General features: G+C 43.2%; 18 protein-coding genes. All 18 read right to left on the bottom strand.

Features of this window, described 5'->3' with window-relative positions; genetic code table 11:
• Positions 1–5: 5 nt before the first annotated feature.
• The 18 genes from RP262_RS01030 to RP262_RS00945 all read right to left on the bottom strand — a co-directional run bounded on the left by RP262_RS01030 (position 6) and on the right by RP262_RS00945 (position 18267).
• Positions 6–965, bottom strand: a complete 960-nt coding sequence (locus RP262_RS01030; protein WP_311154009.1) for an ROK family glucokinase — start codon at positions 963–965, stop codon at positions 6–8.
• 755 nt (positions 966–1720) lie between these two features.
• Positions 1721–2131 carry a GNAT family N-acetyltransferase gene (locus RP262_RS01025; RefSeq protein ID WP_311154008.1) on the bottom strand — a complete coding sequence of 137 codons (411 nt, stop codon included), beginning with the start codon at positions 2129–2131 and terminating at the stop codon, positions 1721–1723.
• Between the two features lie 72 nt (positions 2132–2203).
• Positions 2204–2788, bottom strand: coding sequence for a hypothetical protein (locus tag RP262_RS01020; protein WP_311154007.1), 585 nt, complete (start codon positions 2786–2788; stop codon positions 2204–2206).
• Positions 2785–4653, bottom strand: a complete 1869-nt coding sequence (locus RP262_RS01015; protein ID WP_311154006.1) for an ABC-F family ATP-binding cassette domain-containing protein — start codon at positions 4651–4653, stop codon at positions 2785–2787. Before RP262_RS01015 ends, RP262_RS01020 begins: the two co-directional genes overlap by 4 nt.
• The gene (locus RP262_RS01010) at positions 4650–5849 is read right to left on the bottom strand and encodes a CCA tRNA nucleotidyltransferase (protein WP_311154005.1); all 1200 of its coding nucleotides are present in this window, start codon (positions 5847–5849) and stop codon (positions 4650–4652) included. Before RP262_RS01010 ends, RP262_RS01015 begins: the two co-directional genes overlap by 4 nt.
• On the bottom strand, positions 5846–6613 hold the full coding sequence (gene dapB / locus RP262_RS01005) for a 4-hydroxy-tetrahydrodipicolinate reductase (protein WP_311154004.1): 768 nt from the start codon (positions 6611–6613) through the stop codon (positions 5846–5848). Before dapB ends, RP262_RS01010 begins: the two co-directional genes overlap by 4 nt.
• A 40-nt stretch (positions 6614–6653) precedes the next feature.
• Positions 6654–7502, bottom strand: a complete 849-nt coding sequence (locus RP262_RS01000; protein ID WP_311154003.1) for a DegV family protein — start codon at positions 7500–7502, stop codon at positions 6654–6656.
• 2 nt (positions 7503–7504) lie between these two features.
• Positions 7505–7879 carry a DUF1149 family protein gene (locus RP262_RS00995; RefSeq protein WP_002915309.1) on the bottom strand — a complete coding sequence of 125 codons (375 nt, stop codon included), beginning with the start codon at positions 7877–7879 and terminating at the stop codon, positions 7505–7507.
• Positions 7880–8005: 126 nt separating this feature from the next.
• Positions 8006–9967 carry a fructose-specific PTS transporter subunit EIIC gene (locus tag RP262_RS00990; protein ID WP_223324008.1) on the bottom strand — a complete coding sequence of 654 codons (1962 nt, stop codon included), beginning with the start codon at positions 9965–9967 and terminating at the stop codon, positions 8006–8008.
• Positions 9964–10875, bottom strand: coding sequence for a 1-phosphofructokinase (gene pfkB / locus RP262_RS00985; RefSeq protein WP_002906648.1), 912 nt, complete (start codon positions 10873–10875; stop codon positions 9964–9966). Before pfkB ends, RP262_RS00990 begins: the two co-directional genes overlap by 4 nt.
• The gene (locus RP262_RS00980) at positions 10872–11615 is read right to left on the bottom strand and encodes a DeoR/GlpR family DNA-binding transcription regulator (RefSeq protein ID WP_311154002.1); all 744 of its coding nucleotides are present in this window, start codon (positions 11613–11615) and stop codon (positions 10872–10874) included. The genes pfkB and RP262_RS00980 overlap by 4 nt, the downstream gene beginning before the upstream one ends.
• A gap of 169 nt (positions 11616–11784) precedes the next feature.
• Positions 11785–12768 carry a CPBP family intramembrane glutamic endopeptidase gene (locus RP262_RS00975; protein ID WP_311154001.1) on the bottom strand — a complete coding sequence of 328 codons (984 nt, stop codon included), beginning with the start codon at positions 12766–12768 and terminating at the stop codon, positions 11785–11787.
• A gap of 13 nt (positions 12769–12781) precedes the next feature.
• Complete coding sequence (locus RP262_RS00970) at positions 12782–13411, bottom strand: TIGR01906 family membrane protein (RefSeq protein WP_311154000.1); 630 nt, start codon at positions 13409–13411, stop codon at positions 12782–12784.
• A complete protein-coding gene (locus RP262_RS00965; RefSeq protein ID WP_011836908.1) occupies positions 13404–14174 on the bottom strand; it encodes a TIGR01457 family HAD-type hydrolase in 771 nt (256 codons plus the stop codon). The genes RP262_RS00970 and RP262_RS00965 overlap by 8 nt, the downstream gene beginning before the upstream one ends.
• Positions 14175–14185: 11 nt before the next feature.
• Positions 14186–14926, bottom strand: coding sequence for an acyl-[acyl-carrier-protein] thioesterase (locus RP262_RS00960; protein WP_009660378.1), 741 nt, complete (start codon positions 14924–14926; stop codon positions 14186–14188).
• A gap of 3 nt (positions 14927–14929) precedes the next feature.
• On the bottom strand, positions 14930–16060 hold the full coding sequence (hemW, locus tag RP262_RS00955) for a radical SAM family heme chaperone HemW (protein WP_311153999.1): 1131 nt from the start codon (positions 16058–16060) through the stop codon (positions 14930–14932).
• 138 nt (positions 16061–16198) lie between these two features.
• On the bottom strand, positions 16199–17002 hold the full coding sequence (gene proC / locus RP262_RS00950) for a pyrroline-5-carboxylate reductase (RefSeq protein ID WP_311153998.1): 804 nt from the start codon (positions 17000–17002) through the stop codon (positions 16199–16201).
• A 2-nt stretch (positions 17003–17004) separates the two neighbouring features.
• Positions 17005–18267 (bottom strand): glutamate-5-semialdehyde dehydrogenase, encoded by a 1263-nt coding sequence (locus tag RP262_RS00945; RefSeq protein WP_311153997.1) that lies wholly within the window; start codon positions 18265–18267, stop codon positions 17005–17007.
• Between the last annotated feature and the right edge of the window lie 5 nt (positions 18268–18272).

Below are 18272 nucleotides of genomic sequence, written 5' to 3'. Positions count from 1 at the left end.
TTGAATTATTGTAAAACCAATGAAGCTGCCCCGATAACACCGGCATCATTTCCAAGAGTAGCCAAGGCCAACTTGGTTGAAGTACGAACCTGCGGGAAGCTATTCTCTTCATAAACCTTGCGAACGCCATCAAGTAAGAAGTCACCTGCTGCTGACACACCACCACCAATAACAATTGTAGATGGATTGAGAATAGAGCCTATATTGGCACAGGCAATTCCTAGATAGCGAGCGAAATTGCGATAGACAATCAGAGCCAGCTCATCGCCCTCTTTCGCCAAGTCGAAGACAACCTTTGCATTAACATCTTCACCATTGTCGATCAGTTTTTTCAGCTCAGCATCACCAGCATACTCATCAGCATAGCGACGAGTCAGATTGACAATACCAGTCGCGGATGCAACTGTCTCTAGGCAGCCTTTCTTGCCACAGGTACATTGAATCGGCTGATCGAAGTCAACAGTGATATGACCCAACTCTCCTGCTGCCCCAGCAAGTCCGTGCAAGAGCTTGCCTTCTGCAACGATTCCTCCGCCAACACCTGTACCTAGTGTCATGAAGACTACATCAGGCTGGTTTTCTCCAGCCCCCATCCAGCGTTCACCCAAAGCGGCAACGTTAGCATCGTTGTCAATATAGAAAGGAATCCCAGTCGCTTTTTCAATCTTATCCTTGACTGGCTGCAGCGTCTTCCAATTAAGGTTGTAAGCACCAATAACAGTGCCCTTTTCTCGGTCAACAACTCCTGGCGATCCCATACCAATTCCGATAAAATCCTCTGCTGAAAGCTGAAGTAATTCCAAGCGATGCAGGATTGACTCAATCATATCCTCTACGATGTGGCTACCTTCGTCCAAAACATTGGTTTTAATGGACCATTTTTCCTGAATTTCGCCCTCTGAAGTCAAAATAGCAAACTTAATAGATGTTCCACCAAGGTCAATTCCGATTATTTTTTTCGACATGATGTTCTCCTCTGTGTTTTAATTATCATCATTATATCAGATTTTTTCAGTAAGGAAAAGGTTTGCATAAAGAAAAATGAAAATCAACAAAAATCTAACTTTGCTACTTCTCTTAGCTACTTTTATCCTTTACTTTCTTGTACTAGTAATTTCTTTTTCTTAACCAATGGCTTATGGTTAGATTCTATCCTCCACTCTCTTTCATAATACTTCATTGAATCATATATACGTTCCAGAAACGTTTCTTCAAGAAAAATCAACGGGATAATTAAATCAACTTGATTTTTAAAGACGCGCTTCTTATTTTTACGTACAATAGTTGAAGTTTTACAAAGTCCCTCGACGTCATTAAAATTTATTTCAATTCTGTAAGAAGTTGTAAACCTGTTTCGTATTATACGAAAATTCATCTCTGACACATCTTTCCATGAAAAAAATTCTCTATCTGCCACTAGAGAAGGCTTATAATAGAAACCGTTCACCGTTAGTCTAATGAACTCTTTGTCAGCAAAAAGAAGACACCAAGAAGCGAACAAAATTAGATATAAAATCAAAAGTAATACTAATAAAATGTAAGAATAAAAATATGTCAGTCGATTTTCCAAAACGATAAAACAGACAAAAAAATAAGACAAACAAATAGAAAATAAACTATTAAGAATTGCCCAAAAAAGTATTTTTTTCGAACTTCTTTTTATTATTCTTTCTTGCACTATTTTTCACCAATAATCTTTTCTATATTTACTCATCCTAACTCACAACTCTTTTGTATAATAATATCTTTCACCAGTATAGGGGTATTCTTTCAACGCGAACACTTCTGTATAGCCGTGCTTTTTATAAAAATCTGGGGCTTGAAACTGATACGTGTCTACAAACGAATATTTGCATTTCCTTTCTCTGGCTTCCTGTTCAGCCCTGCACAGTATTTCTGAGCCTATACCTTGCCCTCGCAAATCCTCGCTCACATACAAATACTCAATCTCCAGCCAATTTCCAAAAGTTTCGGCCGCCATACCAGCCAGCAGATTTCCTTGTTCGTCTTCTACATAGATGTTAAGAGGTTCGCTTTTGGAGGGCTCCCTCTTAGATTGATTGTAGGCCTTGATTAAATTTCCCAGTTCTTGAGTTTTTTTCGATTTTCTACTTTCCAATCTTAGTTTCATAGATGCCTCCGTTCCATCTCTAAACGTTTTAGATTAACAGTATATGAAACTGTTCGGACTATAAACTTCACCTTAATTATCCTTCTGACTTGCTCGACATTGATTATGGTAATTCATCATCATTTCATAAATACACTTTGGTTTCTCTTTTTTCAGTAACATAAGAGTAATTTCTAACGGTTCAGGTATACCAAACTTCAATTTTTTACTCATTCTATAAGCAGTTCTTCTTTTTAAAAGAGGAAGATTTACAGAATGGAAATGAACTGTCAAAATATGTCTCTTATTGAATAATTGGATCTTCCCATAATGTCGAATACGTTCAATTTTATAGTCTATCCTCTGGATTTCTTCCCAACTATAAAACGAAACTTCTCTAAAAAGAAGGGGTCTGAAGTAAAATCCCTGTTCCGTTAGACGAAGAAAACGTTTATCTCTAAACAAACAAAGCCATACTAAAATAGAGAGAAAATCAAAAACAATTGTACCTATCACCAAAAACATTTTTTCAATCACAGAAATATTGGAGTCAAATAATAGGTATCCATTTTTAGATGGTAATACAAGAACTGCAGTCATAAAGACAGCAAGAGCGCTCGTCGATAAAGCTAAAAGGAATATTTTCAACCAGCTCTGCCTAAACACTACTTCTTTCATCCGTCCAACTCGCTCAGGTATTCATAGCGCTCATATTTTTCCAGCAGTTTTTCGTTCTGCTCATCCAGTTCTTGCTGGAGTTGAGAAAGGCGAGTAAAGTCAGACCCATTCTCCTGCATGGCCGCTTCAATCTCAGAAATCCGCTCCTCCAGCGCCTCGATATCAGCCTCAATAGACTTCCACTCCTGCTTTTCAAAGTAGGTCATGCGTTTTTTCTCCTCGCGCACCTTGGTTGATTTTTCCTTTTCAGTCTTTTGAGAAATAGCAGATCTTTCTGCTAGAAAGGCTTTTTCATCCAGGTAATCCGTGTAATTCCCGAAAAACTCTCTGATACTTCCATCCTCAAAAGCCAAAATCTTGCTGGCTACCTTGTCTAGGAAATAGCGGTCGTGGCTGACTGTAATGACTGGACCTACAAAACCTTGCAGAAAATTTTCCAAGACCGTCAGAGTTGCGATATCCAAATCGTTAGTCGGCTCGTCAAGAAGCAAGACATTCGGCTTTTCCAAGAGAAGCTTGAGCAGATAAAGACGCTTTTTCTCTCCGCCAGAAAGCTTTTCGATTAAAGTTCCATGTGTAGAGCGTGGAAAAAGAAATTGCTCCAAGAGCTCTGCAATGGAGGTCGTTCCACCGCCTATCTTGACCTCCTCGGCCACTTCTTGCAGGTAATTGATGACCCGCTTAGACTCATCCAAGCCTTCGATCTGCTGAGAGAAATAGGCGACTCGGACTGTCTCTCCGATAATGAGCTGACCAGCCTGAGGCCGAAGTTTACCGACAATCAGATTGAGCAAGGTTGACTTGCCGACACCGTTATCTCCGACAATCCCAATACGGTCCTTGTTCTGAATCAAAAGACTGAACTGAGAGAGAATAGGCTTCTGATCATAAGCAAAGTCTACATTTTGAAACTCAATGACTTTCTTACCGATACGACTGGTTTCAAAGTTCATTTCCAGATTACTGTCAGTCGTCTGACCGACCAAATCCTTCTTGAGGTCATGGAAACGATTGATACGAGCCTGTTGCTTGGTTGCCCGAGCCTGAGGCTGCCGCCGCATCCAGGATAGCTCCTGCTTGTACAGCTGCTGTTTCTTATGAAGCAAGGCCGCATCCCGCTCATCTTGCTCCGCCTTGAGACGGACATAGTCTTGATAATTTCCTTGGTATTCAATCAAGCGACCGCCATCCAGCTCAAAAATCCGTGTTGAAATATTATCCAAGAAATAGCGGTCGTGGGTGATGAAAAGGACAGTCTTCTTTGAGTTTTTCAAGAAATGCGTCAGCCATTCAATGGTATCAATGTCTAGGTGGTTGGTCGGCTCGTCCAGCAAGAGCAAATCGGCATCACCTAAGAGAACTTGAGCCAGCTGAACTCGGCGACGAAGGCCTCCAGATAACTGATCAACCTTGAGAGACAGATTTGTCAGACCAAGCTTGGACAGAACCGTCTTGATCTGACTTTCGATTTCCCAAGCATGGAGCGAGTCCATCTCGGCCATAACCGCTTCTAGTCTAGACTGTTGACTTTCATCATAAGCTGTTAGGAGCAGCTCGTACTCTCGAATCAACTGGATTTCCCGTAAATCACTGGACAAAACAGTGTCAAGCACTGTCTGCTCCTCATCAAAATCAGGCTCCTGAGTCAGATAAGCAATCTTATAGCCTGTCTTAGCAGAAAAAGGGCTGACATCCCCGTCAAAGCCCGACTTACCCGACAACACATCCAGCAGCGTTGTCTTTCCAGTTCCATTGACACCAATCAGACCAATCCGGTCTAGGTCATGAATGATAAAGGAAATATCCCGAAAAACAGTCTTATCACCTACTGATTTGGTTAGCTTGTCAACGATAAAATCGCTCATTTCTTCTCCTCAATATAGGCGTAAACGGCCTCTAAGTCATTAGGTAAGTGGCCGTCTACAATAGCATATTCCAACTCTTTCAAAATTTGGCCAAGTTTTGGTCCTGGCTCAAAGCCGAACTCCCGCATCAGCATGCCGCCATTGACCACCATTTCCTGCTTACTATGAATAGTCAGACTGGCATCAAGATTCTGAATCGCAGAGAAATCAACTGCCAAACCTTGCGCCTGCCGTAGTTCTTCTGCTTGTAGCAATAAGTCAATATCATAGTCATAGCAATCGCGTTTGGTCAAGTCTCGTTCTGATCGAATGGCCGCAATCTCAACCAAATCTTCTACTTTCTTGGCAAATTCACGAGAAGTCTTCCATTTTTTCAGAAAGCCTTTGACATTTTGCACATCCGAGGCCAGTAAAAGAGCTGCCCAAGCCTGCTCTGACGCTGAAAATCGAAAATCTGAAGCCAAGTCAAAGAGCCTTTCTAACTTAGCTCTGCTTTCCTTCAAATCTGGCAAAAATTCTATGGCACCGCTTGTCAAGAGTGCCTCTAAGCCCTTGCGCCAAAACGGAGCCAGCAAGAGCTTGTCAAACTCGATAAAAATTCGTTCAACTGAAATCTTTTCCAGCAAAGGAGCACAATCCTTCATCGCTGCAAAAGTATCTTGCTCCAGGTCAAAATCCAAGGCAGCTTGAAAACGAAAGCCTCTCATGATGCGTAGAGCATCTTCATTAAAGCGCTCTGCAGCAGTTCCAACTGCCCGCAAAATCCGATTTCCCAAATCATCCAAGCCTTGGAAAAGATCGATCACTTGACCGTTTTCATCCAAAGCTAGAGCATTGATGGTGAAATCACGCCGCTTGAGATCTTCTTCCAAAGAGCGTACAAAAGAAACCTTGCTGGGCCTGCGATAGTCCACATAGACATCCTCGGTCCGGAAAGTCGTCACTTCGTATTCACGGTTATTTTCCAGAACCAAGACGGTTCCATGCTCAATCCCAACATCAACTGTCCGATCAAAGATACGCTTGGTTTCCTCAGGATAGCTGGAGCTAGCGATATCCACATCGTGAATAGGTCGCTGCAAAAGGGCATCTCGAACAGAACCGCCAACAAAATAAGCTTCAAAGCCAGCCGATTTTATCTTCTCTAATACTGGCAAAGCCTCCTGAAATTCAGAAGGCAGAGTTTCTAATCTCATAGTAAATGTTCCAATCCATAGACTAATTCTGAGCGTTTGACAACTTCTTTAATGGCAAGATTAACTCCTGTCATAAAGGAAGCACGGTCATAGGAATCATGCCGCAGGGTCAATCCCTCTCCCTGACTGCCAAAGATTACTTCCTGATGGGCAACCAGACCAGGCAAGCGAACTGAATGGATATGCATGCCATCGAAATCAGCTCCACGAGCGCCAGCTATAGACTCTTCCTCATCAGCAGCTCCCTGCTGCTTGCTCGGTCTGACTTGGCTGATGAGCTCGGCTGTCTTAATAGCCGTCCCACTCGGTGCATCCTTTTTCTGATCATGATGCAGCTCAATGATTTCTACATTCGGGAAATACTTGGCTGCCTGAGCCGCAAACTGCATCAACAAAACAGCTCCCAAGGCAAAGTTTGGCGCAATCAATCCGCCCAGCTCCTTTTCCCTAGACAATGCGATTAACTCTTCCAACTGTTCTGGAGTAAAACCTGTCGTTCCGACAACTGGGCAAAATCCCTGGTATAGAGCGAAGCGAGTATTGTCATAAGCTACTTTAGGGGTTGTAAAATCAACCCAGACATGGGCTTCCATTTCAGCCAATTCTTCCTTGGCATTAAAGACGGGAACACCAGCCACTTCTTTTTCATCCGTAAAAGGATCCAGCAGTCCAACTAATTCTAATTCAGGATCTTCTGTCACCATTTTATAGGCTGCTTGACCCATTTTTCCTTTAAAACCAGCAATAATAACTTTGATACTCATATTTTCCTCCTTACAGAGACAAACTCAGACTTTCAAGCAATCAGATCACAGGAATATAGCCCAGTGCAACGCTGCCTTCACCCAAGTGAGTCCCGATGACACTGCCAAAAGTGGCAATAGGAACTGCTCCAGAAATGCCGCTGTCTAGCAGATTTTGCTGAAGCTCAGCTGCTTTTTCTGGCGCATTGCCATGAATAACCATAATCTGATAAGCACCGCCTGCTGTTCTTTCTTGGACAAGTTCCAGCATACGCTTGGTGGCCTTCTTCTCCGTCCGAATCTTTTCAAAAACTTCTATTACACCATGATCGTTAAAATACAGAATAGGCTTGATACTGAGCAGATTTCCCAGAATAGCTGCACCGTTAGACAGGCGTCCTCCTTTGACCAAGTGGTCCAAGTCGTCCACCATGATAAAAGCACTTGTGCCATCTATCTGCTTCTGGACATTGGCTAAAATTGTTTCAAACTCCAGGTCTTGTTCTGCCCACTCTAGAGCAGATTGGACCATGATACCGAGCGGTGCACTGGTAATCTTAGAATCCGGAAAGGCAATTTTCAAACCATGAAACTCATCTTTCAGATACTGAATATTTTGATAAAAACCAGAAATACCGCTGGATAGAAAGAGCCCTAGAACATGGGTATAGTCCTTTCCATCTAGAATAGTGAGAATCTCTTCTAACTCAGCAATGCTAGGCTGACTGGTCTTGGGCAATTCATCTGACTGAGCCATTTTTTCATAAAATTCACTGGCTGTTAAGTTTCTGCCTTCGACATAAGTCTCACCAGCAATCACGACCGGAATATCCAAGACGAAAAGATTTTCATTCTCCAGCAGGGAAGCCGGCAGATAGGCCGATGAATCTGTGATAACCGCTAACTTCATAATTAAAACTCCAAATTAATGCCTGGCAAATCCAGAGCAATTTCTGTCACTTCATAAGTCAAGCGGTTGAGCATAGTTAAGCAAGGCCGAGCCAGCTCTTCTACTTCATCGTGGTCAAATTCACTCGGTTCTTCAATAAGACGACCGTGAATGTGGTTGGCTTGCGAAATGGTTCCGCTGATAACAAAATTCTCAAAAACAATCATAAAAGTCAAAATCACAATCAATGAAGTTGTGTGGGCTTCAACATCTCTTTTGACCAATTGGAAATTCACATCAACCTTGGTTTCAGGTGTTCCATTTTCTTTTTCCCACTCAAAATTTCGGGCGTCAAAATGGTACTGACTAACAAATTCTTTTTCACGCTGTATGTTCATTTTTATTCTCCTAAAAATATGCGATAGGCCCATTATACCATATATCGAGCGAAGTTTCCATGCTAAAATTTGCAGGCCGGAAAACACAAAAAAGAATCTCACTGACAAGCGAGATTCTTTTAAATATTATTTCTTAAGTGGTTTGCGCAGGTAACCAAAGATAATACCGCTGACTACTGCACCAATCAATACATATACCAAGTAAAGAATTGGATTGTTTGTCAAACCGATAACGAAGATTCCTCCGTGAGGAGCCATGAGCTTGATACCTGACAATCCTACAAGAGCACCTGTTAGAGCTGAACCTACGATAAAGCTTGGAATAGCACGGGCTGGGTCAGCAGCTCCAAAAGGAATCGCTCCTTCTGTGATGAAAGATAGTCCCATGACGATGTTTGTCAAACCTGAATCACGTTCTTCTTCAGTAAATTTATGTTTGAACAAAAGAGTCGCAATAAATACTGCCAAAGGAGGGACCATACCAGCAGCCATAACTGCTGCCATAACAGGCGAACCACCAGTTGAAACAGTGCTTGCAAGTGTACTAGTACCAAATACATAAGCCGCCTTATTAACCGGCCCACCCATATCGACAGCCATCATACCACCGACTAAGAGGCCGAGGAGGACAGCAGAGCTTCCGCTCAGACTTGCCAAGAAATCATTCAAGGCTGTATTGATTGCTGACATTGGAATATTGACCGCCAACATCACAAATCCAGTCACAAGAACACCCAGAAGAGGCAAAAGCAAGATTGAACGGATACCTTCAAGTGAGCGAGGCAGACCTGCAAGAAGCTTACGAAGAAGGAGAATAATACCACCAGCTAAGAAGCCGCCTACCAAAGCTCCAAGGAAACCAGATGATACACCAACTAAATCAAGTGTTTTCTGACCGCCTTCAGCATAGGCAACACCGCCAAATGATGCACCGCTGCTTGCAATTGCACCAGCTACGAAACCAGAAACCAGACCTGGCTTTTCAGCGATTGAGTATGCGATATAACCAGCTAATACTGGCAGCATGAAGCCAAAGGCTGCTCCACCAATTGCTTTAAACTGAGCTGCAATTTCATGATAACTTCCCAGATTAGAAAGCTGATCTTTTGGTACACCTAAGATCTGATCCAGCAAGAATGCAATGGCAATCATAATACCACCGCCAATAACGAATGGCAACATTTGGGAAACACCGCTCATCAAGTGCTTGTAAAAAGCGCCGCCCAGACTAAGTTTCTCATTACCAGATTCTGCAGCACCGCCACCGTTAGCAGCCTTGTAAATCTCAGCATTTCCTGAAAGAGCCAGATTAATCAGTTCTTCTGTCTTACGAATACCATCTGCAACTGGACGATTGATTAACGGCTTGCCGTCAAAGCGATTCATCTCTACGGCCTTATCTGCCGCGATGATAACAGCTTTGGCATTTTTGATATCTTCTGCTGTCAGTTTATTTCCGACACCACTGGCACCGTTGGTTTCAACCTTGATGCCGACACCCATTTCAGCTGCGACCTTTTGTAAGGCCTCTTGAGCCATGTAGGTATGTGCAATCCCAGTCGTACAAGCTGTTACAGCTACAAGGAAATCTCCTCCTTCATTGGCAGGTTCAACAACAGCAGGTTCTTCCGCTTTTTCCGAAGCTTGGTCAAAGAGCTCAATCACCTGATCAGGCGAAGTCACTTGACGCAGTTTATCCGCAAAACCATCCTTCATCAGGTATTGGGACAATTCAGCCAAGGCAGCCAAGTGAGTATCGTTAGCACCTTCTGGAGCTGCAATCATGAAGAAAAGATCAGTTGGTTGGCCATCCAAACTTTCATAATCTACGCCTTTATTTGATTTGGCAAAAAGTACTGTCGCTTCTTTCACTGCAGTATTTTTGCTGTGAGGCATAGCGATTCCATCACCCAAGCCTGTAGAAGTCAAGGCTTCACGAGCCAAAATCCCTTCTTTGAAAGTATCGAAGTCTGTTACATAGCCATGATCCACTAGGCTCTGAATCATTTCTTCGATAACAGCTTTTTTCTCTGTTGCCTGCAAGTCTAGCAACATCACATCTTTTCTTAGTAAGTCTTGAATTTTCATATTTTTTCTACCTCTACTTTTTCATAGATTTCTTTTATATAATCAGCTGTCGCCAAATCATCTGAGAAGGTGGTCGCCGTTCCGCAGGCCACTCCCCATTTGAAGGCTTGAATAACATCACCAGAGCGGACAAACTCTCCGGTAAATCCAGCCACCATAGAGTCGCCAGCACCAACAGAATTTTTCACATTGCCCTTGATAGGTTTAGCGAAATAGGCACCCTCTCGAGTTACCAGCAAGGCACCGTCACCAGCCATGGAAATGATGACATGTTGGGCACCCTTGTCTAAGATTTGACGGGCATAACTCTCAATCTGATCCAAGCTTTCGAGCTTGACTCCGAAAATATCACCTAGTTCGTGGTTATTAGGTTTGACCAAGAGCGGCTCAAACTCTAATGAATCAAGCAACGTCTGGCCTTCAAAGTCACAGACGACTTGCGCTCCTGTCTTTCTGGTCAGGCCAATCAACTCCTTGTAGACAACATTTCCTAGATTTTTAGGACTGCTGCCTGCGAAGACTACCGTATCTTCTGAGGTCAGAGAAGAAAGGAACTTCTCAAGTTCTTCTAGTTTCTGACTGGAAATTTCTGGACCAGGTCCATTAATTTCTGTCTCAGCATCTGCTTTAATCTTGACATTGATACGAGTATCCTGCTCAACTTCTACAAAATGGCTTGAGATTCCTTCCTCTTCCAGAGTATCTGTGATGAACTTGCCAGTAAAACCACCGATAAAACCAGTCGCTGTATTCTCAATACCTAGACGTTTGAGAACTCGGCTAACGTTGATTCCCTTCCCGCCAGCGAATTTGTCGTCACTGTCCATCCGATTGACGCTTCCTATAAGGACCTTGTCCAGACGAACAATATAGTCGATGGAAGGGTTTAGTGTGACAGTATAAATCATACCTCAATCACCTCCGTTTTTTCTTTCAGCGCTTGAATCACTTCCGATTCATTTTGAATAGTAATAATGCTTGCTTTGGCAAGAGGAGCGACCTTGACAAAGGACGTCTGTCCTAGTTTAGAAAGATCAGCCAAGACATAAGTCTTCTTAGCATTCTCCAAAATCGCTCTTTTGACAGCTCCTTCCTCCATATCTGGAGTGGTAAAGAAGCCGTCGTCAATGCCATTCATTCCAATAAAGGCCTTATCGAAATTCAACTGACCGATTTGATTCAGAGCCACACCGCCAATGCTGGCATCCGTTGAACGCTTGACCTTTCCGCCAATTATGACTGTCGGGATATTGCGCTCTACCAACTTGGTCGCATGGTGAATGGAGTTGGTGACCACTGTCACTCTAGGATCATGCAGCTCATTGACTAAAAGCTCATTGGTTGTCCCCGCATCAATAAAAATCACATCATGCTCTTGAATCAAGCTTGCTGCCATCTTGGCAATAGATGTCTTTTCTTGAATGCTTTTGATAGATTTTTCCTGATTACTCTCCTCTTCCTGCAGAAAATGAAAGCTTTCGGCTCCACCATGAACTCGTCGCAGTTTATGCTCGCTCTCCAGTTCATCCAAATCTCTTCTGATAGTTGACTCTGAAGTGTTTAAAGCATGTACTAGATAGTCTAAAGAAACAAATTTTTCTTTTATGACTGTCTCTAGAATAACTTGCTTTCTTTCCGACTTCAGCATAAAGTACCTCCTTTGGAATCGTTTACGATTATTATTATACCTCTTTATTTTTCAATGTCAAGCACTTTCTATCAAAATCTTTCATTTTCTATCTTTTTACCGAACAAAAAAGAGCTGGACTATGTCCAACTCCTTTCATATCATTGCATAACTGCCAAATAAAAGACAATTAGCTATTATTGATCAATGATACAAGATAGGCTGCCATGACAGGCAGAAACGTTCCAAGAAAAGTAAACACAACCAAAACCCAGAACCAGACTGATTTAAAAGCCTGTCGGTAAGTCCCTGGGAGCGAACGATTTGTGTCAATGTATTCCTTAAATTTTGGCCATTTCAAGATTAAGAGCAAAAGAAATACTGTACTGCCAGCGATTAGTAGGCCGTAAAAAACGATGTTAACAATAGGCTCTGGAGCTTTTTTTGAAAGAAAAGCTATACCTTCTGCTATGACAAAGTTATTGAGAGCATGAAAAATGATAGACCAGATAATCGAATACTCAAAAGCGATATAGCCAAAACCTAAACCAATCAAACTAGCAAAATAAAACTGATAAAGATTTTCATGAAAGAGACCAAACAAAATCGCAGTCAGAAGAATGGCAAAAATCTTTCCATGCTTCTCTAACGCTCTTAATCCAGCACCTCTGAAAATAATTTCCTCCGTAACCGGAGCCATCAAGGATGAATAAATCAACATGGTCAGTGTTTCAGAACCGCCGCCTCCTGATTCCATACTAGAAAGATCTAGATTGAAGAGTTGCATGATAGCCTGCATGATCTGATTGACAACAGCTGTAAACATTTGGGCGAATAAAAGGAAGCAAATCATATAAAAGAAAACTTTAGGAGTCATCTTCCGCCCCTTGCGACGAAGGTCGTATTTAAAGAGCTGCTTACCCCGAGACACCGTAAAAGTAAGAACACCGAGACAGGAAGCTAGAATATAGGCTCCGCCGTCCTTTTCCATGAATTTGGTAACAATGTCTTGCGTCTTTTGAATGTCCATACCTTGTCCTGGCATGATGACAAAAAAAGCAACAAATACGTAAATGAAGACAGCAGCAAGCATAACCCATAAATAAGTGAAGCAAGTCGCTGAAAATCGTCCTAGATCTTTTTTAGGATTTAAAGGTTCGGGTATATAATACATAAAATCTCCTATATTAAGTTTGCTCTTTACCCTTTCTGCTAAGGAAATACAAGGTCAAAAAGATCCCCTCATAAAACAAAGCAAAAAGAATAAAGGCGTGCATGAAAAATTCTTCTGGCAGAATCCAAATAACTGGATCCTTGGCCGGGTCAAATATCCAGGTATTGTCTCCTGCAAAGAGAACTTGATGAAAGAGTGTAAAAAAATTGTTAAAACCAATCATAAAAGCCAAGCCAGCAAAGACAAGCGGCAAGATACTCATCACTAGAAAAGCCCGTCTGTAAAGACTCAAAAATTCCTTTTTAACCACTTTTTTGATAAAGAAGATAAAGGCCGGCAAAGTTATTAGAAAAATAACTTGCGCCAAGTGAAAAAGATACTTGACTGCCTGAAAATGATGCAGACCAGCTGCTGACGAGCGAAAATCTGGCATCGCCAGTTTCTGACTAAAAGGATTGGTCAGATAATTCATCAAAATATTAAAATTATACTGGATAGTTTCTGCTTTCAAATAAACCTTATCCGGTAGGTTGAAATAAGAAATCTCCATCGGGTATAAGAGCCAGGCCAGATAAATAGTTAGCAATATCGCTGCTGCCAACAAGCACAAGACGCTGGCTGAAAATTTCAACTTATCACGCATCGAAGTCCCACTCCGCTAGACTGGACAAGACATGCGTCGGTTGGATCGGCAGATTTGGCACCTCTTCTGGCAGGGTAAAGCCTGTCGTAACCAAAAGGGTCGGAATGCCATTGTCGATTCCCGCTCGAATATCTGTCAGATAGTTATCGCCAACCATGACCACTTCTTCACGCGCCAGTCCTAAATGCTCTATGGCTTTTTCCATGATGATGGCATTGGGCTTGCCAATAAAGGTCGGTTCAACCCGAGTGGCTGCTTCCAAGAGGGCGTTGATTGCGCCAGCTCCCGGCTGCAAACCTCGCTCAGTCGGAATGTTGAGATCTGGATTGGTTCCGATAAAGTGAGCACCCTTTTGAATAGCCAGAGTCGCTATTGTCAGCTTCTCGTAATCCACTTCCCAGTCCAGCCCCACTACTACATAGTCTGGATTTTCTGTATCCTCTATGTATCCAGCTTCTTCTATGGCATGTTTAAGCCCGACATCACCGATAACGTAGACTTTCTTGCCCAGTTTTTTCTCCTGCATATAGTCAATAGTTGCTAAAGTAGCTGTGTAAATAGTCTCAAGCGGTGTCTCAATATTAAAATTCTCCGCCAACATAGTCTGCACTGCTTCTGGTGTGCGAGTAGTATTATTAGTCACGAAAAGATAGGGAATCTTGCGCTTCTGCAGCTCATGCACAAAAGCTTCACCAGCCGGAATCCGGCTCTTGCCCTTATAAATCGTCCCATCTAAATCAATCAAATATCCTTTATAAGTCATTTCTGCTCTTTCTAACTTTCCTGATTAAACTCTTGCCAGGTCACTAAAGCCTGGGCATTGACTTCGCCGTCACTGGAAATCCGATGATTGCTTTGCAGACCTTCTAGGTCATAGCTAGAAGCAATCATGCCGCCTGGTCGAACTTCCTTGACATACTTTAGATGGACCTTCTTAGGAATATGCTTCGTAAGGAAGTCTGCCCCCATAACCTCGAAAATCCAGTCCAGATACTTGCTGTTGTTGACATGTCCGTTCATATCCAAGTCGTAAAAGCGCACATGGTAGTCCTTGCTGACAGGATTTTCCAAGTCTGGATACTTAGGACCTCGCAGTAATTTCTTGGAAAAGTCTGATTGATATGGCGCTACAATCTCCGGATCAACGGCACGAACCTTGCGGCTATCTCGATCCATAAGAACAAAGGTTGCCATCATCTGTATAATGGCTTCACCCGCTTCATCAAAAATCGTAAAGCGACGGTAGCAAAAGAGCCGATTATAAGTTAAGGCTTCTGTTTCGATAGTAATCTCCTCTGCAAATCGTGGCAGACGTGTCACATCAATATCGTAGTCCGTGATAATCCAGACTAGGTTATACTGCTCCAGCATATCCTTGTCACTGACACCAAGCTCGATCGACTGCATCCCCGATACCTGCAAGGACAGCAGGATGACATCCGGCAGCTTGATATGGCCATTCATATCTGCCATATCAAAAGGAATTTTCATTTTCATTTGATAAGTTAAGCCCATTATTTACTCCAATATAAATTTCTCAGCAACCGTATCCCCCAAAAAGAGGCCTTGTTTGGTCATGCGCACGATGTCTCTGTCCGGCACTAGCAAGCCCTGCTCAGTCAGCTCAGACACAACAGCTCCGTACTGGTCTTCAAAGGAAAGGCCGAATTTTTCCTCAAAACGCTTTTTAGAAACACCTGACTTCTTCCGCAGTCCTAGAAACATCTCTTCTTCCATCTTTTCATTCAATGTCAGCATTTCTTCCTGCACACGGGCATTGCCCGCTTCCACTGCCTGCAGATAATGACGAATGGGTCCATGGTTTTTATAGCGGACACCATCGACATAGCCAGACGCTCCAGCTCCAACACCATAATATTCCGCATTGTCCCAGTACATGAGATTGTGGCGACTCTCAAAGCCTGGCTTGGAAAAGTTTGAAATCTCATAATGCTCAAAACCTGCTTTTTCCAGCTCAGCTATAATGTATTCAAACATCTCCGCTTCCAAGTCTTCCTTGGGCAGAGGCAGCTTCCCTCGCCGCATCCGATTCATAAATACTGTGTGATTTTCCAAAATCAAGCTATACAAACTCATGTGAGGAATGTCCAAAGCAATGGCCTTGGATACATTAGTTTTCACATCTTCCATGGTCTGCTTGGGTAGGGCATAAATCAGGTCAATCGAGATATTGTCAAAACCCGCTTTTTTGAGATTGGCAATATTCTCATAGATGTCCTTTTCTAAGTGACTGCGGCCAATTTGCTTAAGCATGCGGTCATTGAAAGTCTGTACCCCCAGCGAAACCCGATTGACAGGCGAGTCTTTGAGTACAGCAATCTTCTCCTGATCCAAATCCCCAGGATTGGCTTCAATGGTCAGCTCTTCTAGATAAGACAAGTCCAGCTTATCTGTCAGCTTTTCCAGCAAAAAGGCTAGTTGAGGCGCCGATAGAGCTGTCGGAGTCCCTCCACCGATATAGAGGGTACGGAGCTTTTTGATATCGTAAGAATCATACTCCTCAATCAAATGCTCCAGATAAGAATCTACCGGCTGATTTTTGATAAAAACCTTGGAAAAATCGCAGTAATAACAAATCTGAGTACAAAAAGGAATGTGCACATAAGCAGAGGTCGGTTTGGTTTGCATAGTACTTATTATACCACAGTTTTAAAGAGAGGACTTATTTGATTATTAAACAAAGGAAAAAAGAGTGAACCTGTAAAGACAAAAATTGTCCTCGCAAGCCACACCCTTTTCTATAATTCAAAAAATCGAAGTTCTAAATCATTTCTTCCCCAACTCCTGCGTCCTCTTGTAGGAAGCTTGAACGGCATCCATGACCGTTCCTCGAAAGGCATTTTCTTCCAGACTGGCTACCCCAGCGATGGTCGAACCAGCCGGACTGCAGACCTGGTCTTTGAGTTGAGCAGGATGTTGCCCACTGACCTGACTTAGCTTAGCAGCTCCTAAAAGTGTCTGATTGGCCAGCTGAAGGGATATATCGCGACTGAGTCCTGCCCGGACACCTGCATCCGCTAAAGCCTCTATAAAGAGATAGACGAAAGCTGGTCCACAGCCAGCAAGAGCAGTCGCCGCATCCAGCTGCTTTTCCTCTAGTTTGAACAAAAGACCAGCCGAAGACAGAAGTTCCCGCAACAGGTCTTCATCCGCTTGATTTGCCTGCTGGGATAAAGCAAAGCTAATAACGCCCTCACCTACAGCTACCGGTGTATTAGGCATTATCCGAATCCAACGATGGTGGCTGGGTGTCAATCTTTCTAATATTTCCAAGGTCAGACCAGCAGCCATTGAAACCAACAAAACAGACTCCCGTTTCTCTAGAACTTCCTGATATTCAGACAGCAAGTCAGCAAATTGAGCCGGTTTGATTCCCAGAAAAATCACTTCTGCCTGAGAAAAAACTTCTGCATTACTGACCGGCTGCCCACCATCTTCCGCAGCAATCTTTTCAGCCTTGTCACGACTGCGATTAGCCAGAAGTAATTCGCTTCTAAATCTTTCATCTTGGGCAACTAGACGGGCAAGACTGCCGCCCATATTTCCCAGACCGATAAATCCAATTTTCATCTTTATTTCCTCACTTGACCAATACCCTGAATGACATACTTATAGCTGGTCAACTCTTTCAGTCCCATAGGACCTCTGGCATGCAGTTTTTGAGTAGAAATCCCCATTTCGCAGCCAAGACCAAATTGACCGCCATCTGTAAAGCGGGTTGAGGCATTGACATAAACTGCTGCGCTATCCACCTGCTCTGTAAAGTAAGCTGCCGCTGCATCGTTCTCCGTCACAATGGCATCTGAGTGATGGGTGCTGTGAGCCTCAATATGCTCCACCGCTTCTTCTAGCGAAGGCACCAGCTTGACCGCTAAGATATAGTCTAAAAATTCGGTTTCAAAATCTTCTTGTTTAGCTTGCAAGCCTGATATATACTGAGCTGCTTTCTCATCCAAACGTAATTCAACAGCTTTTTCTTGTACAGCATCACGATCAGTCACCAGCATCTTCTGCAAACGTGGTAAAAATTCAGCTGCAATCTCTTCATGAACCAGCAGTACCTCCATGGCATTGCAGACAGAAGGGCGACTGGTCTTGGCATTCTCAATAATGGCCAAAGCCTTGTCTTGATCAGCATCCTTATCTACATAGACATGGACAATTCCAGTACCTGTCTCGATAACAGGCACAGTCGCATTTTCCACGACCGCCTGAATCAGTCCCGCACCACCACGAGGAATGAGCAAATCCAGATATCCCTTAGCCTTCATCATAGCCTGGGCGGAAGCCCGGTTGGTATCAGAAACCAACTGGATACAATCCGGCGAAATCTCCGTCTGAGCTAAGCCTTTTTTCAACGCTGTGACAATAGCTAGCGCAGTCTGATAGGCATCCTTGCCGCTTCTAAGGACGACTGCGCTGCCACTCTTTAGAGCCAGAGCCGCAGCGTCAGAGGTGACGTTAGGCCGACTTTCGTAGATAATCCCAATCACGCCCATAGCCACCCGCTGTTTACTGATGACAAGGCCGTTCTCAAGCTCGGTTCTTTCCAAAACTTGCCCTACGGGATCCTCCAAGTCAATCAGCTGACGAATACCCTCTGCCATGGCAGCAATTCGTTCCTCATCCAGATAGAGGCGATCCAGCATCACATCTGAAATCTTACCTTTAGCTGCGGTCATATCCGATTCATTGGCTGCTAAAATGTCAGCACGAGAAAGCCAGAGCTGCTTTGCCATTTCTTCCAAAGCATGGTTTTTCTCAGCCGTTGTGGCCGTATTGATTGTCTTCTTGACTTTCTGAACCTTTTCAAAAATTGCTTGTGTTGAGGTCATAGCCT

It is taken from the genome of uncultured Streptococcus sp. (genome assembly GCF_963456385.1).
In the GTDB taxonomy this organism is placed as follows: domain Bacteria; phylum Bacillota; class Bacilli; order Lactobacillales; family Streptococcaceae; genus Streptococcus.
This window is presented reverse-complemented; position numbering and strand designations above follow the sequence as displayed.